The organism is Aurantimonas sp. A3-2-R12, assembly GCF_036016755.1.
Classification (GTDB): domain Bacteria; phylum Pseudomonadota; class Alphaproteobacteria; order Rhizobiales; family Rhizobiaceae; genus Aurantimonas; species Aurantimonas coralicida_A.
Genome location: NZ_JAYXIH010000054.1, coordinates 1 through 20,884, shown reverse-complemented (window position 1 = coordinate 20,884; position 20,884 = coordinate 1). Strand labels below are relative to the sequence as shown.

The following is a 20,884-nucleotide window of genomic DNA, read 5'->3' as shown; positions in this document are numbered from 1 at the left end:
CTCGTCGCGGGCTTTTCTGACTCACGTGGAACGGCCCGCGCCCGAGGGCGCGGACTGTGACGGCCGTAGAGCCTATTCCTCGTCGCCGCGTCCCTTCAGGGCCGCGCCGAGAATGTCGCCGAGCGAAGCGCCCGAGTCGGTCGAACCGAACTGCGCGACGGCTTCCTTTTCTTCGGCGATCTGCAGCGCCTTGATCGACACGCCGACGCGGCGGGCCTTCTTGTCAAACTGCGTAACGCGGGCGTCGATCTTCTGGCCGACCGAGTAACGCTCGGGGCGCTGCTCGTCGCGGTCACGGGCGATATCCGACCGGCGGATGAAGGAGGTGAGATCGGTATCGACGATCTTCACTTCCAGACCGCCGTCCTTCACCTCGGTGACCTCGCAGGTGACCACGGCGCCGCGGCGCACGTCGCCGGCTTCCGCCGCCTCGACGAACGGATCGCCGCCAACCTGCTTCATGCCCAGCGAAATGCGCTCCTTGTCGATATCGACGTCGAGCACCTGCGCCTTGACCATGTCACCCTTGTTGAACTCCTCGATCACCTGCTCACCCGGACGGTTCCAGTCGAGGTCGGAGAGGTGGACCATGCCGTCGACATCGCCGTCGAGCCCGATGAACAGGCCGAACTCGGTCTTGTTCTTGACCTCGCCCTCGACGATCGTGCCGATCGGGAACTGGTCGCGGAACGACTCCCAAGGATTGGAGAGCGTCTGCTTGAGACCGAGCGAGATGCGACGCTTGTTCGGGTCGACCTCGAGAACCACGACCTCCACCTCTTCCGACGTGGAGAGGATCTTGCCCGGATGGACGTTCTTCTTCGTCCAGGACATCTCGGAGACGTGGATGAGGCCTTCGATGCCCGGCTCCAGCTCGACGAACGCGCCGTAATCGGTGATGTTCGTCACGCGGCCGGTGACCTTGACGCCCATCGGATACTTGACGCCGATGCCGTCCCAAGGATCGGCCTCGAGCTGCTTCATGCCCAGCGAGATGCGGTGCGTCTCCTGGTTGATCCGGATGATCTGGACCTTCACCGTCTGGCCGATCTGCAGGATCTCGGTCGGATGGTTGACGCGGCGCCAGGCCATGTCGGTCACATGCAACAGGCCGTCGATGCCACCGAGGTCGACGAAGGCGCCGTAGTCGGTGATGTTCTTGACGATGCCGTCGACGGTCTGACCCTCTTCGAGGTTCTGGACGATCTCGGAGCGCTGCTCCGCCCGGCTCTCTTCGAGGACGGTGCGGCGCGAGACGACGATGTTGCCGCGGCGCTTGTCCATCTTGAGGATCTGGAAAGGCTGCGGCGTGTTCATCAGCGGCGTGACGTCGCGGATCGGCCGGATGTCGACCTGGGAGCGCGGCAGGAAGGCAACGGCACCGTCGAGGTCGACGGTGAAGCCACCCTTGACCTGGTTGAAGATCTGGCCTTCGACCTTTTCACCAGCTTCGAACTGCTTCTCGAGCTTGACCCAGCTTTCCTCGCGGCGCGCCTTGTCGCGCGACAAGACGGCTTCGCCCAGCGCGTTCTCGATGCGCTCGACATAGATCTCGACGACGTCGCCGACCTTGAGATCGCTCTCCTTGCCCTTGACGCTGAATTCCTTGAGGGCGACGCGGCCCTCGACCTTCAGGCCGGCATCGATGACGGCCATGTCCTTTTCGATCGCGACGACGGTGCCCTTGACCACGGCGCCTTCGGCGACGTCCTGTTCATGGAACGAGGCTTCGAGCAGCGAGGCGAAATCTTCGCGGGACGGGTTTAAGTTAGACATTCCTACTCCTTGGGAACTCTCCCACTATCCGTGGGAAAGCGGCGCGCCGTGGGGCGAAGGCCCCGGGTCAGACATTGCGTTTCGCCCGATGTCGCGGTCCGGCCCATCCCGAAAACGGGAGAGGCCCGGAGCGGTTTCGCCGTTGCGGCACCGCGCCGTTCGGCGCGCAAGACCGCGGCCGGGCAGGATTGATCGAAGCATGGCGGGCCGTGGAGATATCCGGTGCCGAAAAAATCAGGCGGAGGACAAGCCGTTGGCCGATAGCCGAAAAGGGCGTGCCTTCTTACGAACGGCCGCCCCTACACTCCGTTCCGTCAGGCCAGGGACCGGTCGATGATCGCGCAGGCCGCACGGAACGCCGTTTCTATATCCAATTCGCTGGTATCCAGCAAGTGCGCGTCGGTCGCCGGTTTCAACGGCGCGACGCTGCGCCCGGCGTCGCGCGCGTCGCGCTCGCGGACTTCGGCGAGAATCCGCTCATAGGCGACGTCGCGGCCCTTGGCGGCGAGTTCGTCGGTCCGCCGACGCGCCCGGACCTCGGCCGAGGCGGTGACGAAGATCTTCACTCGCGCGTTCGGGCAGATCACCGTGCCGATGTCGCGCCCGTCGAGCACCGCGCCTTCCGGCCGCGACGCGAAATTGCGCTGAAACGCGGTCAGGGCCGACCGGACTTGCGGATGCACGGCGACGCGCGAGGCGAGTTCCCCGGCTTCGCGGCCGCGCAGGCTGCCGTCGTCGAGATGCGATGTATCGAGCCGCTCGGCGATCGGCCCCACCGCCGCGGCGTCGTCGAGGTCGATGCCGCAATCGTCAGCGAGCTTGCCGATGGCGCGGTAGAGCAGGCCGGTGTCGAGATAAGGCAGGTCGTAATGCTCCGCCAGCCGCTTGGCGAGAGTGCCCTTGCCGGCGGCCGCGGGTCCGTCGATGGCAATCGTCAGTGGCTCGGTCATGGGGCGTGATCCGTGTTGGACGGCAGGTTCGGCTCGATTTCGGGAACCGGCGGGTCGAGAGCGAGGGTGCCGCGCGCGTCCAGCACCAGCAGGATCGCGGCGACGACGGCGCCGAGCAGAAACGGGGCGGCGACCATGAACAGGATCAGCTCGAGTTCGCCGATCCAGCGGGCGACGCGCAGCGCGAAATCGATAACGCCACTGCCGGTGTCGAAGAGCCCCGGCGGTGCGATCTCGCCGCGCAGCGCCAGCCGCTCGGCGGCGCCCTTTTCGGTCTGATAGATCACCGCGATCACGCCGCAGAAGGCCAGGAAGGCGGGCATCGGCAAAAGCGCGGCCAGACGGCTGCCGAGCGTCCCCGACCGCGCCCGAAGATGTCGCGCGCGATAGCGGCCGTAGATGAAGGCGACCGGCGAGAAGAACACGATGGCGAAGATCGCCGCGATCATGCGCGGTTCGCCTTCTCGCGCCGGACGCCGATCTTGACATGGTTCAACGCCGCATAGGGCGGGCGCTCGAAGATTGCCGGTTCGTCGAGAAAGGCGAGCAGCATATCGAACGCGTCGACGCCCCAGAAGACCGGTCCCGCCACTCCGTCCGCATCGTAAGGCACGAAGCTCGGAACGCCGAAGACGCCGGCGGCGAGGGCGTCTTCGGTATTCGCACTCAGCGCGGCCTTCGAGGCTTCCGCCGTGGCGAGGGCCGGATCGAGACCCAGCCGCTCCGCCAGCGCCGCCAGGCCGTCCGGCGTGTCGACGGGATGGCCTTGCGAAAACACGAAATCGAAGGCGCCGCGCACCGTTGCCAGATCCGCGCCCGCGCCGTCATGGGCGCCTGCCAGGAGGCGCAGCGCGGCCAGCGGGTTGAAGGGGTGGCGCGGCGGAAACACCGTCTCACGGCCCAGCGTCGCCCCGAGAAACACCGCCTGGCGATAGGTATGCAGACGCTTGGCTTCGATTTCGGCCGGTCCGAGCTGGCCATGATGGGCCAGCACCGCGCCGAACAGGATTGCACGCGGCCGCACCGCGACATCCGTCGGCAGGTCGGGCAGCCGCGCCAGAACGATATGGGCATAGGGCGACAGGAGATCGTAATAAAAGTCGAGCCGGCGTGTCATCGCTAGGCCTCCGGCGTCTCGATTTGCGCCCCGAGGCCCGTCATCATCGCCTCGAATTCGGGAAAGCTGGTGGCGATCATGCGCCCGTCATCGACGGTCACGGACTTCTCGCAGGCCATGCCGAGAACCAGAAAGCTCATGGCGATGCGGTGGTCGAGATGGGTGGCGACAGTGCCGCCGCCATAATTGCGCCCCTCGGGATCGCCGGTCACGGTCAGCCAGTCGGCGCCTTCCTCGTGGACGATGCCATTAGCGGCGAGCCCGGCGGCCACGGCGGCCAGCCGGTCGCTCTCCTTGACGCGCAATTCGTCGAGACCGCGCATCACCGTCGTGCCCTTGGCGAAGGCGGCGGCGATCGCCAGCACCGGATATTCGTCGATCATCGACGGCGCGCGGGCTTCCGGCACCTCGATTGCGGTCAGTTCGGAATGGCGCACATTCAGATCGGCGACGTCCTCGCCGCCGGCAACGCGCCGGTTCACGATTTCGATCGCGGCGCCCATGTCGACGAGCGTCTCGATCAGGCCGGTGCGGGTCGGGTTCATCAGGACGTTTTCGATGGTGACGTCCGAGCCCGGCACGATCAGCGCCGCGACGATCGGAAAGCCGGCCGAGGACGGATCGCCCGGCACGACGAAATCGGTAACGCCCGTGAGTGGGCCCTGGCCTTCCAGGCGGATATGCCGCACCCCGGCCGCGTCCGTCTCGACCGCGATCGTCGCGCCGAAGCCTTGCAGCATCTTTTCAGTGTGGTCGCGGGTCATCACCGGTTCGACCACGGTGGTGATTCCCGGCGCGTTCAGGCCGGCGAGGAGGACGGCGGACTTCACCTGCGCCGAGGCCATCGGCACCCGGTATTCGATCGGCGCGGCGACGCGGGACCCGCGAATCGACAGCGGCAGCCGGTCGCCCGAACGCGCTACCACTTGCGTTCCCATCAGCCGCAGCGGATCCAGCACCCGGCCCATCGGCCGCTTCGACAGCGACGCGTCGCCGACGAAGGTGGTGGCGAAGTCGTAGGTGCCGACGAGGCCCATGGTCAGCCGCGCGCCGGTGCCGGCATTGCCGAAATCCAGAACGCCCTCCGGCTCCAGCAGGCAGCCATTGCCAACGCCGTGGACCACAAAGGCATCGCCCTCCTTGGCGATCAGCGCGCCCATCGCCCGCATGGCGTTGCCGGTGGCGATCACGTCCTCGCCTTCGAGAAGCCCGGTGATCCGGGTCGTGCCGGCGGCGATCCCGCCGAACAGGAAGGCGCGATGGGAGATCGACTTGTCGCCCGGCACTGTCGTTCGGCCGGTCAGCCCGCCGGCCTTGCGAGCGCTGATCGGCCGTGGCGTCGCCGTTGCATGCATGTCTCTGGTCCCGTCTTTTTCCGGCTTCGCGTGCCTGACTTCGATCGCCTGGCAGCGGCGCGCTCTTTCTGTCGCCGTAATCGGGCTTTGACAAGGGCCGGACGAGGCCGTAAGGGACCAACCGATTTTCATCGGAGCGGAATTGCGGCAATCAGACAGCCGGCCACCTCTTCGCGGCCGCAAGGCCGCGGCGGTGACCGGCCGGATCGCGCGGCCCCTTCCTACCGAGAGCGACCTGGGCGGACGCGGACGCGCCGACCCCAATCGACGACGAGGCAATGATGGCGAAATCCGAACTCGGCACCAAGCGGACCGACCCAGAGACGGGCCGCAAATTCTACGATCTGGGCAAGGATCCGATCGTCTCCCCCTATACGGGCAAATCCTATCCGCTCTCTTTCTTCGAGGTCGAGCCGACGCGCGGCTCCGTGCCGAAGGAGAAGGTGAAGCCGAAACCGAAGGCCGCGGTCGAGGATGAGGAAGAGGAGGAGACGGTCGAGGTCGAGGGGACCGAGAACACGGTCTCTCTCACCGACGTCGAGGAGGAGGAGGAATCCACCTCCGGCAAGTCCGATCTGCCCGACGTCGACGCGACGGACGACGAGGACGACAGCGACGACAACGACACCTTCCTGGCGACTGACGACGACGATGACGACGACGACGACGTTGCCGACATCATCGGCGGCAGCCGGGACGACGACGACGATTGATCGCGACGGGCAAGACGGCGCGGTCGATTGATCGTCCGCGCCGCGCCCGCGGCTCGTCGAAATTCGCTTGATCTTCGCGGCGGGCTTGATTAAGAACCCGCCGATACCGACGCGGGCCGCACCCAGGGCTCGCCGACAGTTCGCCGGTTGTCGGCGGCGTGGGGCCATAGCTCAGCTGGGAGAGCGCTACAATGGCATTGTAGAGGTCAGCGGTTCGATCCCGCTTGGCTCCACCATTTTCCTTCAAAGCCCTGATATCTCCCTCTGAGGCCCTGCAAATCAGCACCTTCGTATCCTCGTGGTTCACTGGCGTGATTCACATGGAGCATGAAATCGGTGCCCGAAACCCATCGCCTGCTGAAGCGCAAGAACGTGTGGCACTACCGTCGGTGAGTGCCTACGCATCTGGTAGCGGCGGTCATTCGGTTGTGCTTCGACGTCATCACCTCTGACTCCAGATCACCTCTGAATTTCAGGTTTGGTTTCGCCTTGCCACTGCCATCTTCGATGGACACAAGGCTGGCGTCAGCGACAGGTTGCACTCTTGTGTGACAGATATGATTTAGCCGCCGGGATGCATGTTGGAACTCGACAGAACCCTTGTCTTTCGCCTGGTGATTGCGATCGCGATCATGCTCGGCATGCCGTTCAGTCTGTCCAGCCAGACGCCTTCGCACGAAGCAGCCGCGGGTGCTCATTCGACTCTGGTGAACGTCGATGACCACGGCCATTCCCACCTGGATGAGGGCGAGGGTGAAGCTGCACAGCTCGCATCAGACGGGCACAGCCACAAGCATAATCCCTGGGACCACTCGCACGAGACCGTTAACGGCCTGCTGAAGCTTGCCGAACCCTCTCTTGTCGCGCTGCGGAGCCGGATAGCGATCGGCTCCGACCAACCGCTTCACGGGCTGACGACCCCATTTGACCGACCTCCGAGGTCATCCGAGATCGCGTGATCCAGCGCCGTCCCCCGCGGACGGCATCACACCATTTCGGACAATCGGAACTCAACAATGCAGGACCCTTCCGCGGAAGGTCGCATCCGGTCGCGCACAGCGCTTCGGACGACACTTCTGACGCCCCTGTTCGCCTTCCTCCTGACGGCGGCATTCGCGACCTCGGCCCTGGCCCATGCCGTCACGGCGGGCGACCAGGGCTACATCCAGGAAATCTCGGGGGTGAACCTCATCCCCTTCATGTATCTCGGCGCCAAGCACATGGTGACGGGCTACGATCATCTCCTGTTCCTGCTCGGCGTGATCTTCTTCCTCTACCGGATGAAGCACATCGGGATCTACGTGACCCTCTTCGCGATCGGTCACTCCACGACCATGCTGCTCGGCGTCTACTTCAACGTCGGGATCAACAGCTACATCATCGACGCGATCATCGCGCTGTCGGTTGTCTACAAGGCGCTCGACAACATGGGCGCTTACCAGCGCTGGTTCGGCTTCCAACCGAACACCAAGGCCGCCACCCTGATCTTCGGCTTTTTTCATGGCTTCGGCCTATCGACGAAGATCCTGGAATACGACATCGCACCGGACGGGCTCGTCCCGAACCTCCTCGCCTTCAACGTCGGCGTTGAGATCGGCCAACTCCTTGCGCTCGGCGCCATCCTTATCGTCATGAGCTTCTGGCGCGCGACCCCAAGCTTCTTCCGTCACGCCTACACCGCCAACGTCGCCATGATGGCCGCGGGCTTCGTGCTCTTCGGCTATCAGGTGACCGGCCTGTTCGTGTCCTGACGCGCATCTTGAAAGGAAAACCAATGTATAACAGCGACATGCCTACCCGTGCCGAGCTTCCGACCACGAGGCAGCTTCTTCGCTCCACCGCCATCGCCGCCGTCTCGGCCGTCGTCCTTCTGGTCGCGGTCGTGCTGCCGTCCGAATACGGCATCGACCCGACCGGTGTCGGTGAGGCGCTAAATTTGACGGAGATGGGGGAGATCAAGACGCAGCTCGCGGCAGAAGCGGAGGCCGACGCTGCCATGAATGCCGCCAAGCCAGCCGTATCCCTGCCATCGGCCAATGCGGCAACGATGCCGCCCGCCAGCCCATCGTCGACGGAACCGGCTGCGGTCGCTCCTCTCGCACCGCTCCCGCCGCCCGCACCGCCTGTGCCGCAGCGCCAGTCGAGCCTCCTCGGCATGATCGGCTCCTTTCTCGTCTCGCCGGCGGCCGCGCAGACGGCGGAGCCCCGTCAGGACGAGATGACCATCACGCTCGCCCCCGGCGAAGGCGCGGAGATAAAGCTGACCATGGAGGAGGGAGAAATTGCCGCCTTTGCATGGGTCGTCTCGGAAGGGGGAGCCGTCAACTACGATACCCATGGCGACGGCGGCGGTGAGAATATCTCCTACGAGAAAGGCCGCGGCGTTTCTTCTGACGAAGGCCAGCTTCAGGCCGCCTTTACCGGCCGGCACGGCTGGTTCTGGCGTAACCGTGGAAATGCTCCCGTGTCGCTGACGGTGCGAACCAACGGCACCTACACCGCCATCGAACGCCTGGTCTGACGAAACTTGCTTCTCCCGCCGTTCGGACGGGAGAAGCACTCGTTCCAAGTCCGAGCGAAGAATTGCCATGCTGTCCATCCTGCGCCACCGCAACTGGAGTTCCCCGTTTTAGCGGACGGTGAACTGTTGGGGTGGACGCCCTCCTCCGGACGCCCCCCTTTCAATACGAAAATTCGATCCAGACGACGTCGTTCGGCTCCTCGGGCGTCGTGCGCGCCGCGACCGGCGCATGCCGACTTCGTCCTCGACGCCCTGGAGCAAGCCCTTCACCAGCGGCAGCCCTTCGCCGGTATAGATGACGAAAGAACGAGGGGCCGTTTGCTAGCTTGCCTCCAGAATGGCGCTCAGAAATTGCTGTGTGCGTTCCTTTTCGGGCCTGTCGAATAGCATTTCAGGGGACCCCTGCTCTTCGATGTTGCCGCCGAAGAAAAAACAGACCCGGTCGGAAATCTCTCGCGCGAAACCCATCTGGTGCGTGACCATCAACATCGTCAGGTTGTGCTGATCGACCAGCGCACGGATCACGCTTGTCACTTCGCTGATGACTTCGGGATCCAGCGCGGATGTCACCTCGTCGAACAGCATCATCTTGGGGCGCATGGCAAGTGCGCGGGCGATCGCCACACGTTGCTGCTGGCCGCCCGACAACCGCGCGGGATGCTGGTCGCGTTTCTCGGCCATGCCGACCATGTCCAGAAGTTCCAGCGCGCGATCCCTGGCCTCGTCCTTCGGCATGCCCAGAACCTGCACCGGTCCTTCCATGCAATTGCCAAGTGCGGTCATGTGCGGGAACAGGTTGAAATGCTGGAAACACATGCCGATCTTGGCGCGCATCCGGCGCGTATGGGCCGCGTTCGCGCGCACCAGACGGCCGTTCTTTTCCATATGGGTCAGCGGCTCTCCATCCACATAGATCACGCCGCTGTCGATCCGCTCCAGCGTCATCAGCATGCGCAGCACTGTCGTCTTGCCCGATCCCGAGGGACCAATGATCGTCACCATCTCGCCTGTTGCAACGTCAAGGTTCAGCCGATCCAGCACGGTCAGATCGCCGTATTTTTTGCTCACATTCTGAAAACGCACCATTGGCGCGTCCTCGCCCTCCAGCGTCAGGGGGTATTGGCTCATGTCGTCTGTCACTTGATCAGTCCCAGTTTGCGGCGCACGGCCGTCTCAAATTGGCGGATAAACCAGGCCGTCGGCAGTGATATCGCCAGAAAGATGAGGCCGACCATCGTGTAGGGTTCCAGATAGCGATAGTTTTCGGCACCGATGGAATTGGCGGTGTGCATCAATTCGCCGACGCCGATCACTGACAGCATCGGCGTGTCCTTGAAGATGCCGACAAGATAATTCCCCATACCCGCCAGTGCCGGGGGCAGCGCCTGTGGAATGACGATCCGCCGATAGGTCTGGACGGTCGAGAGGTTGATCGCCTTTGCGGCCTCCCACTGTCCCTTGGGCACGCCTTCGATCCCGCCGCGATAGACCTCGGATAGATAGGCGGCATAGTGCAATCCGATTGCCATCAGCCCGGCTATCCAGGGCGACAGGCGAAGCCCGAACTGCGGGCCGACGTAGTAGATAAAGAATATCTGCAGCAGCAGCGGGGTCGAGCGAATGAATTCGACCAGTTCACGGGTCACCATCGTCAACGCGCGCAACGGAGTGCGCTGCGCCAGGGCGAACACCAGACCGAGGACAAGCGCCACGGCATAGCCACCACCCGCCGCCAAAAGCGTGTTGCCCGTCGCCACCACAAGGCGGGGCAGGATTTCCCACGTAAAGTCCCATTTCCAGCCTGTCATCGGTCAGGCTCTCCCAATCTTGCGGGCCATGACCCGTTCCAGCCAACGCATGAGCGGCGTGATCAGGAAACGAGAAAAGACATAATAGATGATCAGCGCGGTGCCGAAGGCCTGCGCGGACAGGAAGGTGTTGTTGTTTATCTGGCGAGTCTCGAACATGAGGTCGGTGACCGAGATCAACGCGACCAATGCCGTGCCCTTCAGGATTTCGACCATCAGATTGCCCCAGGGGGGCAGCATCCCCACCAGCGCCTGCGGCAGGATAATCCGCCACATGCGGCGCGCGGGCGACATGTTCAGCGCCAGCGCCGCCTCCCACTGACCCTTGGGCACTGACAGAACCGCGCCGCGCACCAGCTCGGCACCGTAGGCGCCATAGCAGAGGCCCACGGTGACGAAGCCCGCCGTGAATTTTTCGAGATTGATCCCGAACAGGGGAAGCACGAAGAATATCCAGTAAAGCTGCACCAGCAGCGAGGTGCCACGGAAGATCTCGATATAAACAGTAGCAACAGCGCGTACGGGCTTCGATGGTGCGAGCTTCATCAGCCCGGACAGCAGCGCCGCCACAACGGCCACAAGGGCCGACAGCACGAACTGCGCAATAGTGATCAGAGTCCCGTCGACAAGGCGATCGCTGTGGACGGCAAGAAAATCCAAATAAGACATACGAAGGTCGGGTTCCGTGACTCGGAATAACAAAACCGGACGGCGGGGTATCGCCGTCCGGCTGATCGGTGTTGTGCGTGCTGGCCTGAGTCAGTCTGCCTTGCAGGCCTCGGCGGTGGTCTGCCCATCGGGCAGAAAAGTCGCGATATAATTTTCCGACGCGACCTTTTCCATCATCTCGTCCGAGCCGAGATACTCGGCCAGAGCGGCGTTGAATTCCTCGCGGAAGGCATCGTCTTCAGGATGAAAGCCCACACCGACCGGAGTGCGGCTTTCGGCGGGAAACGCCAGCGGATCAGTCATTTCGACCGCGTCCGACATGCTTTGTACGCGCTGCGCCTCAAGCGCATTGGTGGCGCCGGCGTCGGCACGTCCCGCGCGCACTGCGGCCAGCATCTCGGTGGTGCCGGGCACCTCCATGATGTTGCCGGCGGGAACGCCAGCCGCCTTGGCATCGGCAATGGTGTTATAGCCCGAGGGCGACACCATAATCAGGTCCTGATCGATGAGGTCTTGATAGGTGCTGATCCCTTTTGGATTGCCGGACGGCACGACGAATGCGTCGCCAAACACGCCGATCGGCTCGGAGAAATCCATATTCTCGCAGCGTGCGGGCAAAATATACATTCCCCCGGTCACGATATCGACGCGTGAAGCGATCAGGCTGGGGATCAGACCCGCCCAGTCGGTGAGCACGGGTTCGATGTTTGTATGCCCCATCCGTTCCAGAATTTCGATCGTGATATCGTTGACGAAACCCTTGGCGGATCCGTCTTCACCGGCATAGGCCCAAGGGGGCGCGGCGGCAAAGCCCAGGCGTATCGGCTCTCCGGCTTCCAAACGATCGGCCAACGGGCCAGCCTGCGCGGTGGCGGCGGTCATCGTGGCGCACAGCATCAATGCCAGTGTCTTGGCCATCGTGTTTTGTATGAATTTCATAGGTTTTCCTTGTTTCGGCGTCTGCGGAGCGACCGAGGGGGAATGGTCCGAACCGGGCATGCACCACCAGAATCGGCGCAATGTTCCGAGACGATCAGCCCACTTTCGAGGCCCGGACCCAGAAAGTCGACTATGCAAGGTTACTGCCAAGTCATCAACCGACGTGGCTGATTTTCACCAGTTCTGTTACGTTTTCCAATAATCCAGCTAAGCTGGCCCTGTTTTCTTCGACAGACTTCCGGCCCTGCTCAAAGTCGCGGACAGTCGTTTCGGAAAGTCACGGACAGTTTGAGTGCGTGAAGATTGAAGAGGCTTGTTTCGTTGAGGGCGTGATTGACTTCCTCCCTGCGGGCGGCCTGGGCCGAGGTCACGACAGCGTAGCGCTTGGCGCGATGCGATGGTCGTTGCCGCGAAGCTGGATAAATAGAGCCTGGCATGATGCCCCGCTTGGCTCCACCATTATCCTCAATTGCTGAATTCGATCCACACGACGTCGTCCGGGTTCTCGGGCGTAGTGCGCGCCGCGATGGTCTCGCCGTTGAAGCCGGCCGTGATCGTTTCCGGCGCCTCGCCGTCGACGGCCAGCGACGATTTCCAGACCGAGGGCACTTCCTCGGTCTCCGGCCGCCCGGCGATCGGAATGGCGCCCAGCGTCGCGTTGTCGTCGATGCCGAAATAGCCGCGCGGCCGCATCACGTTGACCACCTCGCCGGGAAGCGTCGTTCCGGCGATCGCGCCGGCCACGGCCGGATAGAGTCTGAGATTGGCGATGTCGGTCGAGCGCGGGAAGCCGGAGCGATAGATGCGCGTCACCGGATAGCCCTCGGCCGCGACGACGAATTCGTAGCGCTGGCCGGGCTGCACCGGGAAGGGCCCGAAGCGGCCGTCCGCGCCGACGGTTTTTTCCAGCACCGCCTCACCCTGGCGCTCACCGGTCTCCGAATCGACCGCGAAGACGGTCAGCCGCGCGCCGTCGAGCGGCAGATTGGTCGGCGCGCCATTGGCGTAACCGGAAATCTCTCCCGCGACGGTCGGCGAGTCCTCCGGCTCGATGTCGAGGGTCGCCGGAACCTGTCCGGTGAGCGCCTTGTGGATGGCGATGAACGCCTCGGGCGACGTTGCCGTCTCGCGATGGTCGATGCCGTCGAGGACGACAGTGTCGGCGCCCTTCAGTTCCGGTGCGTCGTAGGAGACGCCGGTTGCCTCGCCGGGCAGGCCGAGGAACCGGGCGTCCGGCTGGGCGTAGAGGTCGAAGCGGTCCGACCGGATCACCGTCACCGGGATATTGTCGGGCACCTCCGGCGGCTGGTTGAGCGCGGTCAGGAACCGGCCGGCGCCGTTGTATTCGGAGTTCAAGCGCTCCTCGGAATTGGCGTAGACGCCATGATGGACGCAGCCGGCCAGCACCATCCCGGCGACCTTGTCGGCGCCGCCGAAATTCTTCACGTAATTGCGCGCCGTCTGGCAGCCGCGCGAATGGGCGACGATCGCGACCTTTTCGGCGCCGCTCGTGGTGAGCGCCCGCTCGACCGTCCGCGCAAGCGAACGGGCGGCCTCCTCGCTCGAGGAGCGGTTTTCCTCCGCCACCGTGTCGTCGGTCCGCGCGGATGGATGGTCGATATCGGCGGCGAACAGCCGGTCGGCAGGATAGCCGTTGCTTTCGAAGCGCCACAACACCGGCATCCAGAACGCGGCCGAATCGCCCTCGCCATGGACGAAGACGATCGGCGGCGTGGAGCCGGCCGCGTTCTCGCCGGCGGCCCGGGCGGCGGACGCTGCGAGGCTCGCGGCGAGGACCGCCAGCATTGTCCGGATCGCACCCGCTCTCTTCATGTCGACATCTCCCGCGTTCAACCCGTACCCTCGCAGCAAGAAAGGGCGGCGACCGGGTGCGGCAATGCCGCGCGGCGACCGCGAATTGCCCGTTACGCCCTATCCCGCGTTATAAAAAAGATTGACGATGGCCCGAAGCCCGCCAAATCAATACGTTGCGGTTGAAGTGGACGAAAAAGGGAAAATCTCATGAAAACACTTGGATGGGTCGCCGCGGGTATCGCGGCCATGACCATGACCACCGGCGCCGCCTCGGCGCAGGAAAAATTCATCACCATTGGCACCGGCGGCCAGACCGGCGTCTATTTCGTCGTCGGCCAGTCGATCTGCAAGCTGGTCAATCGCGGCCAGGCCGAGCATGGGCTGAAATGTACCGCGCCGTCGACCGGCGGCTCGGTCGCCAACATCAATGCGGTCAAGGCCGGCGACCAGACGCTGGGCGTCGCCCAGTCCGATATGCAGTACAACGCCCTTGAGGGGAAGGCGCCTTGGGACGGCGACCCGTTCAAGGGCGAGCGGGCGGTGTTCTCGATCCATCCCGAGCCGATGACGGTGGTGGCGCGGGCCGATTCCGGCATCAAGACCTTCGACGATCTGAAGGGCAAGCGCGTCAATATCGGCAATCCGGGCTCCGGGCAGCGCGCGACCATGGAAGTCGTCATGGACCGCATGGGCTGGACGATAGACGACTTCTCGCTCGCTTCCGAGCTGAAGGCGGCCGAGCAGTCGCAGGCGCTGTGCGACAACAATGTCGACGCCATCATTTACACGGTCGGCCACCCGAACGGCTCGATCCAGGAGGCGACGACGACCTGCGAGGCCAAGCTGATTCCGATGACCGGCCCCGAGATCGACAAGCTGGTCGAGGAGAACCCGTATTATTCGGCGGCGACGATCCCCGGCGGTCTTTACGAGGGCAATCCGGACGAGACGCAGACCTTCGGCGTGCGGGCCACCATGGTCTCCTCCGACCAGGTCGACGAGGAGACCGTCTACCAGGTCGTCAAGGCGGTGTTCGACAATTTCGACCGCTTCAAGAAGCTGCATCCGGCCTTCGAGAACCTCACCAAAGAGGAAATGACCAAGGCCGGTCTGTCGGCGCCGCTGCATCCGGGCGCCGAGCGCTACTTCAAGGAAGCCGGGCTTCTGTAAGCCCTTATATCGGCGGCGGGGCCCGCATCGGTCCCGCCGCTTCACCATCCCGCGACCGCCCTCCGATTGTCTTCGGTCCTGACCGGGTCGGCGCGGGCGTCGTACCGACCGGACCCTCTTCAGGCAAAGCGAGCTCCTGCAATGACCAAAACTCCGCGTCATTCCGAGAGCCTCGATGACGAGCGCCGGCGCGAGATCGACAGCGTCGATGTCGAAGCGGCGACATCGCGCCAGGAATCGCTGCATGACCTCGTCGCCTCGTCCGACACCGGCGGCCGCAGTCCGGCAAGGCCTGTCGCATACCTGATCTCGGGTACGGCGCTCGTCTGGTCGCTGTTCCAGCTGTGGATCGCCTCGCCGCTGCCCTTCATGGTCGGCGTCGGCGTCTTCAACAATACCGAAACCCGGTCGATCCATCTCTCCTTCGCGCTGTTCCTGGCCTTTCTGGCCTTCCCGGCATCGCGGTCGATCTTCCAGCTCGCCCTCGGCATCGGCGTGCCGTTGCTCCTGGGCTTCCTGTTTCTGGAAGGCGCAACGGGCGTCTTGCCGGTCTGGTACGTCCCGGTGATCACAATCGCCATGATCGTCGCGGTCGTGCTGCCGTCACCGAACAAGCGCGTTCTGCCGCATGAATGGGTGCTGGCGATCGCCGGCGCGGCGACGGCCTCCTATCTCTATTTCGCCTATGAATCGATCTCCGGCCGCATCGGCGCGCCGAACATGACCGACTTCATGGTCGGCACGGTCGGACTGATGGTGCTCCTGGAAGCCACTCGCAGGGCGCTCGGGCCGGCGCTGATGGTGGTGGCCTCGGTGTTCCTCATCTACACCTTCCTCGGCCCCTACATGCCGTCGATCATCGCCCACAAGGGCAATTCGCTCTCCGAGGTGATCAACCACCAGTGGATCACCACCGAGGGTGTCTTCGGTATCGCGCTGGGCGTTTCCACCTCCTTCGTCTTCCTGTTCGTGCTGTTTGGCTCGCTGCTCGATAAGGCCGGCGCCGGCAGCTACTTCATCAACGTCGCCTTCTCGCTGATGGGCCACATGCGCGGTGGCCCGGCCAAGGCGGCCGTCGTTTCCTCGGCGATGACCGGGCTGATCTCCGGCTCCTCGATCGCCAACGTCGTGACCACCGGCACCTTCACCATCCCGCTGATGAAACGGGTCGGCTTCTCGGCCGAGAAGGCCGGCGCGGTCGAAACCGCCTCCTCGGTCAACGGCCAGATCATGCCGCCCGTCATGGGCGCCGCCGCGTTCCTGATGGTCGAATATGTCGGCATTCCCTATTTCGACGTGGTCAAGCACGCCTTTCTGCCGGCGGTCATCTCCTACATCGCGCTGGTCTATATCGTTCATCTGGAAGCGTTGAAGGCCGGCATGGAGGGCCTGCCGCGCGCCTATGTGCCCAAGCCCTGGCTGCAATGGCTGGTCGGCGTCGTGTTCGGCATCCTGGTGCTGTGCGCCATTTCCCTCGCCGTCTATTACGGCATCGGCTGGATCCGCCCGGCCTTCGGCGAGAATGCCGGCTGGATCGTCTTCGCGCTGCTGATCGCCGTCTATGTCGGCCTTTTATGGTACGGCGCGAAATATCCGGCGCCGCAAATCGACGACCCGGACAAGCCGATCACCGAACTGCCGCTGCCCGGCCCGACGGTCAAATCCGGCCTGCATTTCATCCTGCCGGTCGTGGTTCTTGTCTGGGCGCTGATGGTTGACCGCCTCTCGCCGGGGCTTTCGGCGTTCTGGGCCGCGACGTTCATGATCTTCATCCTGGTGACCCAGCATCCAATCACCGCCTTCTTCCGCGGCACCGGCAATTACGGTCTCGAGGCCGGCCGCGGCCTGATCGATCTGGTCGACGGGCTGATCACCGGCGCTCGCAACATGATCGGCATCGGCATCGCGACGGCGACCGCCGGCATCATCGTCGGCGCCGTGTCGCAGACCGGCGTCGGCTCGGCGCTGGCGGAAGTGGTCGAGGTGCTGTCGGGTGGCAATCTTCTCGCCATCCTGTTCCTGACGGCGATTCTGTCGCTGATTCTCGGCATGGGGCTGCCGACCACGGCGAACTATATCGTCGTCTCGGCGCTGCTCGCGCCGGTGATCGTCACGCTCGGCGAGGCCAACGGCCTGATCGTGCCGCTGATCGCGGTGCATCTCTTCGTGTTCTATTTCGGGATCATGGCCGACGTGACACCGCCGGTCGGGCTGGCCTCCTTCGCGGCGGCGGCGGTTTCCGGCGGTGATCCGATCAAGACCGGCGCGATCGCCTTTTTCTATTCCCTGCGCACGGCGGCGCTGCCGTTCCTGTTCATCTTCAACACCGATCTGTTGCTGATCAATGTCGACGTTTTCCACGGCATTTTCATCTTCATCGTTGCGACGATTGCGATGCTTCTGTTCGCCGCGGCGACGCAGGGCTGGTTCCTCACCAAGAACCGCATCTGGGAAGGCGTCGCGCTGCTTTTAATCGCGTTCACCCTGTTCCGGCCGGGCTTCTGGATGGACATGGCGGTGCCGCCCTACGACGACAGACCGGCGAGCGAATTGGCGGCGGCGGCCGGCAATACGCCGCAGGGTCAACCGCTGCGCCTGCGGATTGCTTATCTCGATGCCTTCGGCGCTCCCTCCGAACGCACGGTCGACCTGCCTTTGCCGAATGGGGCGAGCGGCGAGGAAAGACTGGCCAACGCCGGGCTCGAGCTTGTCGAGACCGACGGCAAGACGATGATCGACAATGTCGCGTTTGGCTCGCCGGCCGAAGCCGTCGGCCTCGATTGGGATCAGCAGATCACGCTGGTCAGAACGCCGACCGAGCAGCCGACGAAATATTGGATGTTCCTGCCCGCCCTGGCGCTGTTGGGTCTGATCGTCTGGGGCCAGCGCCGCCGCGCGCCGCGCGAGCCGGCACGGCCCAAGGCCAGGGCTATGGCCGGCTGAGAAGAGTTGCCGGGGAAATGATCAAGGCGCCGCAAGCCCAAGCTTGCCGCGCCTTGAATGGATGCAGTCGGCGCCGGCTATTGGCCGGCTGCCGTTCGAATTTCAGCCGATGACCGACAGCAAAACGACGGTCGCCGCCAGGGCGAGGGTGATCATGCCGGTAACGGCGAGGGTCTGGAAAACTTCGCTGCGGATCATGGTTGGCGCCTTTCATGCGAGCGCGTGGGTGATGCGGCGCATGTGCGATGCACAAGCGCCTCGTTCCAGTCCGCATTGCGACATTTTTCGTCGCCGTAATGGCAAAATCAGCTCCGCGCGACCTTGGCTCGTCCGCCAGGCCTACAGCCCTCAGGCCGAGTGCGAGAAAATGTCCTCGTCGTCCCAGCCGGCGAGGTCGAGCTTCGCTCGGGTCGGAAGGAAGGCGAAGCAGGCCTTGGCCAGATCCATCCGGTCCTCGCGCTCGAGCCGCTTATAGAGTCCGCCCATGATGTCGTGGAGATACAGAACGTCCGAGGCGGCATATTCGATCTGCGCCGGCGACAAGGTCTCGGCGGCCCAGTCGGACGATTGCTGCTGCTTGGACAGGTCGGTGCCGGCCATTTCGCGCGCCAGATCCTTCAGCCCGTGCCGGTCGGTATAGGTTCGCGTCAGCCGCGAGGCGATCTTGGTGCAGAAGATGCCGTCGGTCATCACTCCAAACGCGTGATAAAGCGCGGCGATGTCGAAGCGGGCGTAGTGGAAGATCTTGGTCTTCGACGCGTCCTTGAGCAGCGTCGTCAGGTTTGGCGCCTCGCGCTGGCCCTTGGCGATCTGCACGATGTCGGCCGTACCGTCACCGGGCGACAGCTGGACGACGCAAAGCCGGTCGCGGCGCGTGTCGAGGCCGAGCGTTTCGGTGTCGATGGCGACGGGGCCGGTATAGCGGGAAATGTCGGGAAGATCGCCTTTGTGGACGCGGATGGTCATGGACTGCCTTCGTTCTGGGGGTGCGTTCCGCCCGCTCTAGCGGTTTTTGTCTGTAGGCAAAAGGCTTCCTGCCCACTGCAAACCGTCCTGGCCAGCCAAAGAGCGCCGGGTAGTGCGTGCGAGATAACCCCCGAAACGGCCCGGATCATGCGTTTCTGACGTGACGTCGAGTATGCGCCGCGAAGCCGACTGGCCGAGCTTGAAGGTACACATTACTGACGAAATCCGTCCGTCTTACATAGGGTCCGCGTAAGCATCGACAGTTAAAACGATTTCTTCATGTTTCTACCAGAAGGTTTGCCTCGGTCGGGCGCTCGAGGGGGAGCAAAGCGCCGGTAATCGTGACCCGTCATCGGGGAAGCGACGTCGGCTTTGTGCCGCGAAGGGGTCGGCCGAAACTAGCGCATCCAATCCATTCGCGGTTCGGCCACGTCCGGATCGCAATGCTTCACATAAAACAATCAAGGGGAAACAATGCTCAAGAACATGATGATGACCGCCGCTGCCGGCGCCCTGCTCTTCGGTGCAAGCCTGGTGACACCCGCGCTTGCCGATCAGCACGAGGCGCCGATCAAGGAATTGGTGGAAGCGAAACTGAAGGCGGCCCTGAACGATCCGGTCGTCATCGCGGCCATCAAGGCGCAGAACGAAAAGAACGCGGCGATGGCGCAAGCCGATATCGACGCGCTGGACAAGCAGTGGCGCGGCGAAGTCGACGCCGGCGGCGGGGCACTGGTCGACGCAACCCTTGCTTCCGAACTGTCGACCTACCTGAAGAAGGTCAAGGACGACCAGCAGGGCGCGCTGACCGAACTCTTCGTCATGGACGCGAAGGGCCTGAATGTCGGTCAGAGCGACCCGACGTCGGATTACTGGCAGGGCGACGAAGCCAAATGGCAGAAGACCTTCAGTGCCGGCGCCGACGCGGTCTTCGTCGACGAGATCGAGCAGGACGAATCGACCCAGCAGCTGCAGTCGCAGGCCAGCTTCACGATCACCGATCCTGAGACCGGCGAGCCGATCGGTGCCGCGACTGCCGGCATCAATCTCGAGATGCTCTGATTGTAAGCCCTATCGGGTAAGGAAGCCTCAGCCATGTCAAATTCCACATCGCATCCATCCGGTCGCACGCTCTCCATCGGGCTCAAGGCGGCACTGGCGACAGCCGTGCCGGTTCTGCTCGGGATCGCGGCACTTGTCGCCATCCAGGTGCAGAACCTCAAGAGCACGATCTATCAGGAAGCCGAAGGCAGCACGGTCACCATCGTGCAGCTGATGGCCGATCAGATGGCGGGCGGTGTGAAATGGGGCAAGGCTGAGGTCGTCGACAAGGTCTATGCCGATCTGGCGGCGCAAGACGGCAACGAACTGTCCGACGTCCTGGTCCTGAACAAGGAAGGGGCGCCCGTAACCCAATTTTCCGACGACGCGCTGAACAGTGCCGGCGATCTGTCGGCGACCGTCGCCGCCGCGGCGTCCAAGGTCGAAGCCGGCGAGATCAGCACGAGCTGGTCGGGCCAACATCTTTTGATCGTCGCGCCAATTGCTCCAGGTGGCGAACACATCGGCACAGTGGCCATGGCGTGGGACCTCTCGCGCCTGGGCGCCTTGGTTCAAGCCGAAATGTGGAAGGGTGCGCTCTTCGGCATCGTCATCGCCGGCATGGTCGTTGGCGTGGTTGCCTTCTTCCTCAAACGCAGCGTGACTGGGCCTATCAGCACCGTTACCGGTGTTATGACGACGCTGGCCGAAGGCGATAATACCGTCGAGGTCCCACATGTGGAGCGTGGCGACGAGATTGGCCGGATGGCGAATGCGGTGTTGGCGTTCAAGCAGGCGGCGTTGGAAAAGCAGCGGGTCGAGGCCGAGGCGGTGACGCGGCGCGAAGAGGCCGAGGCCGAGCGGCGCCAGAACGGCGAGCGCCAGCAGATGACGGCGCAGGAGCAGGAGCTGGTGGTCGGCGAGATCGGCTCGGGCCTTGCCAAGCTGTCGGACGGCGATCTGACCTATCGCATCGAACAGAGTTTCCCGGCCGCCTATGTGAAGCTGAAGGACGATTTCAACGCGGCGATGGACGAGCTCAGCGAGACCATGTCGACGATCGCCGGCACGACGGGCTCGATCCGCTCGGGTACCGGCGAG

The 20,884-nt window shown here is 63.8% G+C and carries 19 protein-coding genes and 1 tRNA gene; 9 read left to right on the top strand and 11 right to left on the bottom strand.

What is annotated here, in order from left to right:
• Positions 1 to 72: 72 nt before the first annotated feature.
• The 5 genes from rpsA to aroA form a co-directional block, all read right to left on the bottom strand.
• Positions 73 to 1,776, bottom strand: coding sequence for a 30S ribosomal protein S1 (gene rpsA / locus VSX60_RS19790; protein WP_327625980.1), 1,704 nt, complete (start codon positions 1,774 to 1,776; stop codon positions 73 to 75).
• A gap of 314 nt (positions 1,777 to 2,090) precedes the next feature.
• A complete protein-coding gene (cmk, locus tag VSX60_RS19785) occupies positions 2,091 to 2,726 on the bottom strand; it encodes a (d)CMP kinase (protein WP_327625979.1) in 636 nt (211 codons plus the stop codon).
• Positions 2,723 to 3,175, bottom strand: coding sequence for a hypothetical protein (locus VSX60_RS19780; protein WP_327625978.1), 453 nt, complete (start codon positions 3,173 to 3,175; stop codon positions 2,723 to 2,725). Before VSX60_RS19780 ends, cmk begins: the two co-directional genes overlap by 4 nt.
• The gene (locus VSX60_RS19775) at positions 3,172 to 3,843 is read right to left on the bottom strand and encodes a 2-hydroxychromene-2-carboxylate isomerase (protein ID WP_327625977.1); all 672 of its coding nucleotides are present in this window, start codon (positions 3,841 to 3,843) and stop codon (positions 3,172 to 3,174) included. Before VSX60_RS19775 ends, VSX60_RS19780 begins: the two co-directional genes overlap by 4 nt.
• 2 nt (positions 3,844 to 3,845) lie before the next feature.
• Complete coding sequence (gene aroA / locus VSX60_RS19770; RefSeq protein ID WP_327625976.1) at positions 3,846 to 5,198, bottom strand: 3-phosphoshikimate 1-carboxyvinyltransferase; 1,353 nt, start codon at positions 5,196 to 5,198, stop codon at positions 3,846 to 3,848.
• Positions 5,199 to 5,479: 281 nt separating this feature from the next.
• Here aroA and VSX60_RS19765 point away from each other — a divergent pair, with 281 nt between their 5' ends.
• The 5 genes from VSX60_RS19765 to VSX60_RS19745 all read left to right on the top strand — a co-directional run bounded on the left by VSX60_RS19765 (position 5,480) and on the right by VSX60_RS19745 (position 8,432).
• Positions 5,480 to 5,911, top strand: a complete 432-nt coding sequence (locus tag VSX60_RS19765; RefSeq protein WP_327625975.1) for a TIGR02300 family protein — start codon at positions 5,480 to 5,482, stop codon at positions 5,909 to 5,911.
• A 160-nt stretch (positions 5,912 to 6,071) separates the two neighbouring features.
• Positions 6,072 to 6,147: transfer RNA gene (locus VSX60_RS19760), tRNA-Ala, on the top strand.
• A 345-nt stretch (positions 6,148 to 6,492) separates the two neighbouring features.
• The gene (locus VSX60_RS19755) at positions 6,493 to 6,870 is read left to right on the top strand and encodes a hypothetical protein (protein WP_327625974.1); all 378 of its coding nucleotides are present in this window, start codon (positions 6,493 to 6,495) and stop codon (positions 6,868 to 6,870) included.
• 57 nt (positions 6,871 to 6,927) lie between these two features.
• The gene (locus VSX60_RS19750) at positions 6,928 to 7,662 is read left to right on the top strand and encodes a HupE/UreJ family protein (protein WP_327625973.1); all 735 of its coding nucleotides are present in this window, start codon (positions 6,928 to 6,930) and stop codon (positions 7,660 to 7,662) included.
• 23 nt (positions 7,663 to 7,685) lie between these two features.
• Positions 7,686 to 8,432 carry a hypothetical protein gene (locus tag VSX60_RS19745; protein WP_327625972.1) on the top strand — a complete coding sequence of 249 codons (747 nt, stop codon included), beginning with the start codon at positions 7,686 to 7,688 and terminating at the stop codon, positions 8,430 to 8,432.
• 321 nt (positions 8,433 to 8,753) lie between these two features.
• On the opposite strand, the gene ehuA is transcribed toward VSX60_RS19745, so the two are convergent.
• The 5 genes from ehuA to VSX60_RS19720 form a co-directional block, all read right to left on the bottom strand.
• A complete protein-coding gene (gene ehuA, locus VSX60_RS19740; protein WP_327625981.1) occupies positions 8,754 to 9,560 on the bottom strand; it encodes an ectoine/hydroxyectoine ABC transporter ATP-binding protein EhuA in 807 nt (268 codons plus the stop codon).
• A gap of 8 nt (positions 9,561 to 9,568) precedes the next feature.
• Entirely contained in the window at positions 9,569 to 10,240 is a 672-nt protein-coding gene (gene ehuD, locus VSX60_RS19735; protein WP_327625971.1) for an ectoine/hydroxyectoine ABC transporter permease subunit EhuD, read from the bottom strand.
• 3 nt (positions 10,241 to 10,243) lie between these two features.
• Complete coding sequence (ehuC, locus tag VSX60_RS19730) at positions 10,244 to 10,909, bottom strand: ectoine/hydroxyectoine ABC transporter permease subunit EhuC (RefSeq protein WP_327625970.1); 666 nt, start codon at positions 10,907 to 10,909, stop codon at positions 10,244 to 10,246.
• Positions 10,910 to 10,999: 90 nt separating this feature from the next.
• Positions 11,000 to 11,848 (bottom strand): transporter substrate-binding domain-containing protein, encoded by an 849-nt coding sequence (locus VSX60_RS19725; RefSeq protein WP_327625969.1) that lies wholly within the window; start codon positions 11,846 to 11,848, stop codon positions 11,000 to 11,002.
• A 465-nt stretch (positions 11,849 to 12,313) separates the two neighbouring features.
• The gene (locus VSX60_RS19720; protein ID WP_327625968.1) at positions 12,314 to 13,681 is read right to left on the bottom strand and encodes an alpha/beta fold hydrolase; all 1,368 of its coding nucleotides are present in this window, start codon (positions 13,679 to 13,681) and stop codon (positions 12,314 to 12,316) included.
• Positions 13,682 to 13,870: 189 nt separating this feature from the next.
• Here VSX60_RS19720 and VSX60_RS19715 point away from each other — a divergent pair, with 189 nt between their 5' ends.
• Complete coding sequence (locus VSX60_RS19715; protein WP_327625967.1) at positions 13,871 to 14,833, top strand: TAXI family TRAP transporter solute-binding subunit; 963 nt, start codon at positions 13,871 to 13,873, stop codon at positions 14,831 to 14,833.
• A gap of 369 nt (positions 14,834 to 15,202) precedes the next feature.
• Positions 15,203 to 17,776: a TRAP transporter permease gene (locus VSX60_RS19710; protein ID WP_442873132.1), complete on the top strand. Its 2,574-nt coding sequence runs from the start codon at positions 15,203 to 15,205 to the stop codon at positions 17,774 to 17,776.
• Between the two features lie 348 nt (positions 17,777 to 18,124).
• On the opposite strand, the gene VSX60_RS19705 is transcribed toward VSX60_RS19710, so the two are convergent.
• On the bottom strand, positions 18,125 to 18,742 hold the full coding sequence (locus VSX60_RS19705) for a ribonuclease D (protein WP_327625965.1): 618 nt from the start codon (positions 18,740 to 18,742) through the stop codon (positions 18,125 to 18,127).
• 474 nt (positions 18,743 to 19,216) lie between these two features.
• Here VSX60_RS19705 and VSX60_RS19700 point away from each other — a divergent pair, with 474 nt between their 5' ends.
• Both VSX60_RS19700 and VSX60_RS19695 read left to right on the top strand, forming a co-directional pair.
• Positions 19,217 to 19,804 carry a hypothetical protein gene (locus tag VSX60_RS19700; protein WP_327625964.1) on the top strand — a complete coding sequence of 196 codons (588 nt, stop codon included), beginning with the start codon at positions 19,217 to 19,219 and terminating at the stop codon, positions 19,802 to 19,804.
• Between the two features lie 33 nt (positions 19,805 to 19,837).
• Positions 19,838 to 20,884: methyl-accepting chemotaxis protein (locus VSX60_RS19695; RefSeq protein WP_327625963.1), on the top strand; the 1,047-nt coding region annotated here is incomplete at its 3' end.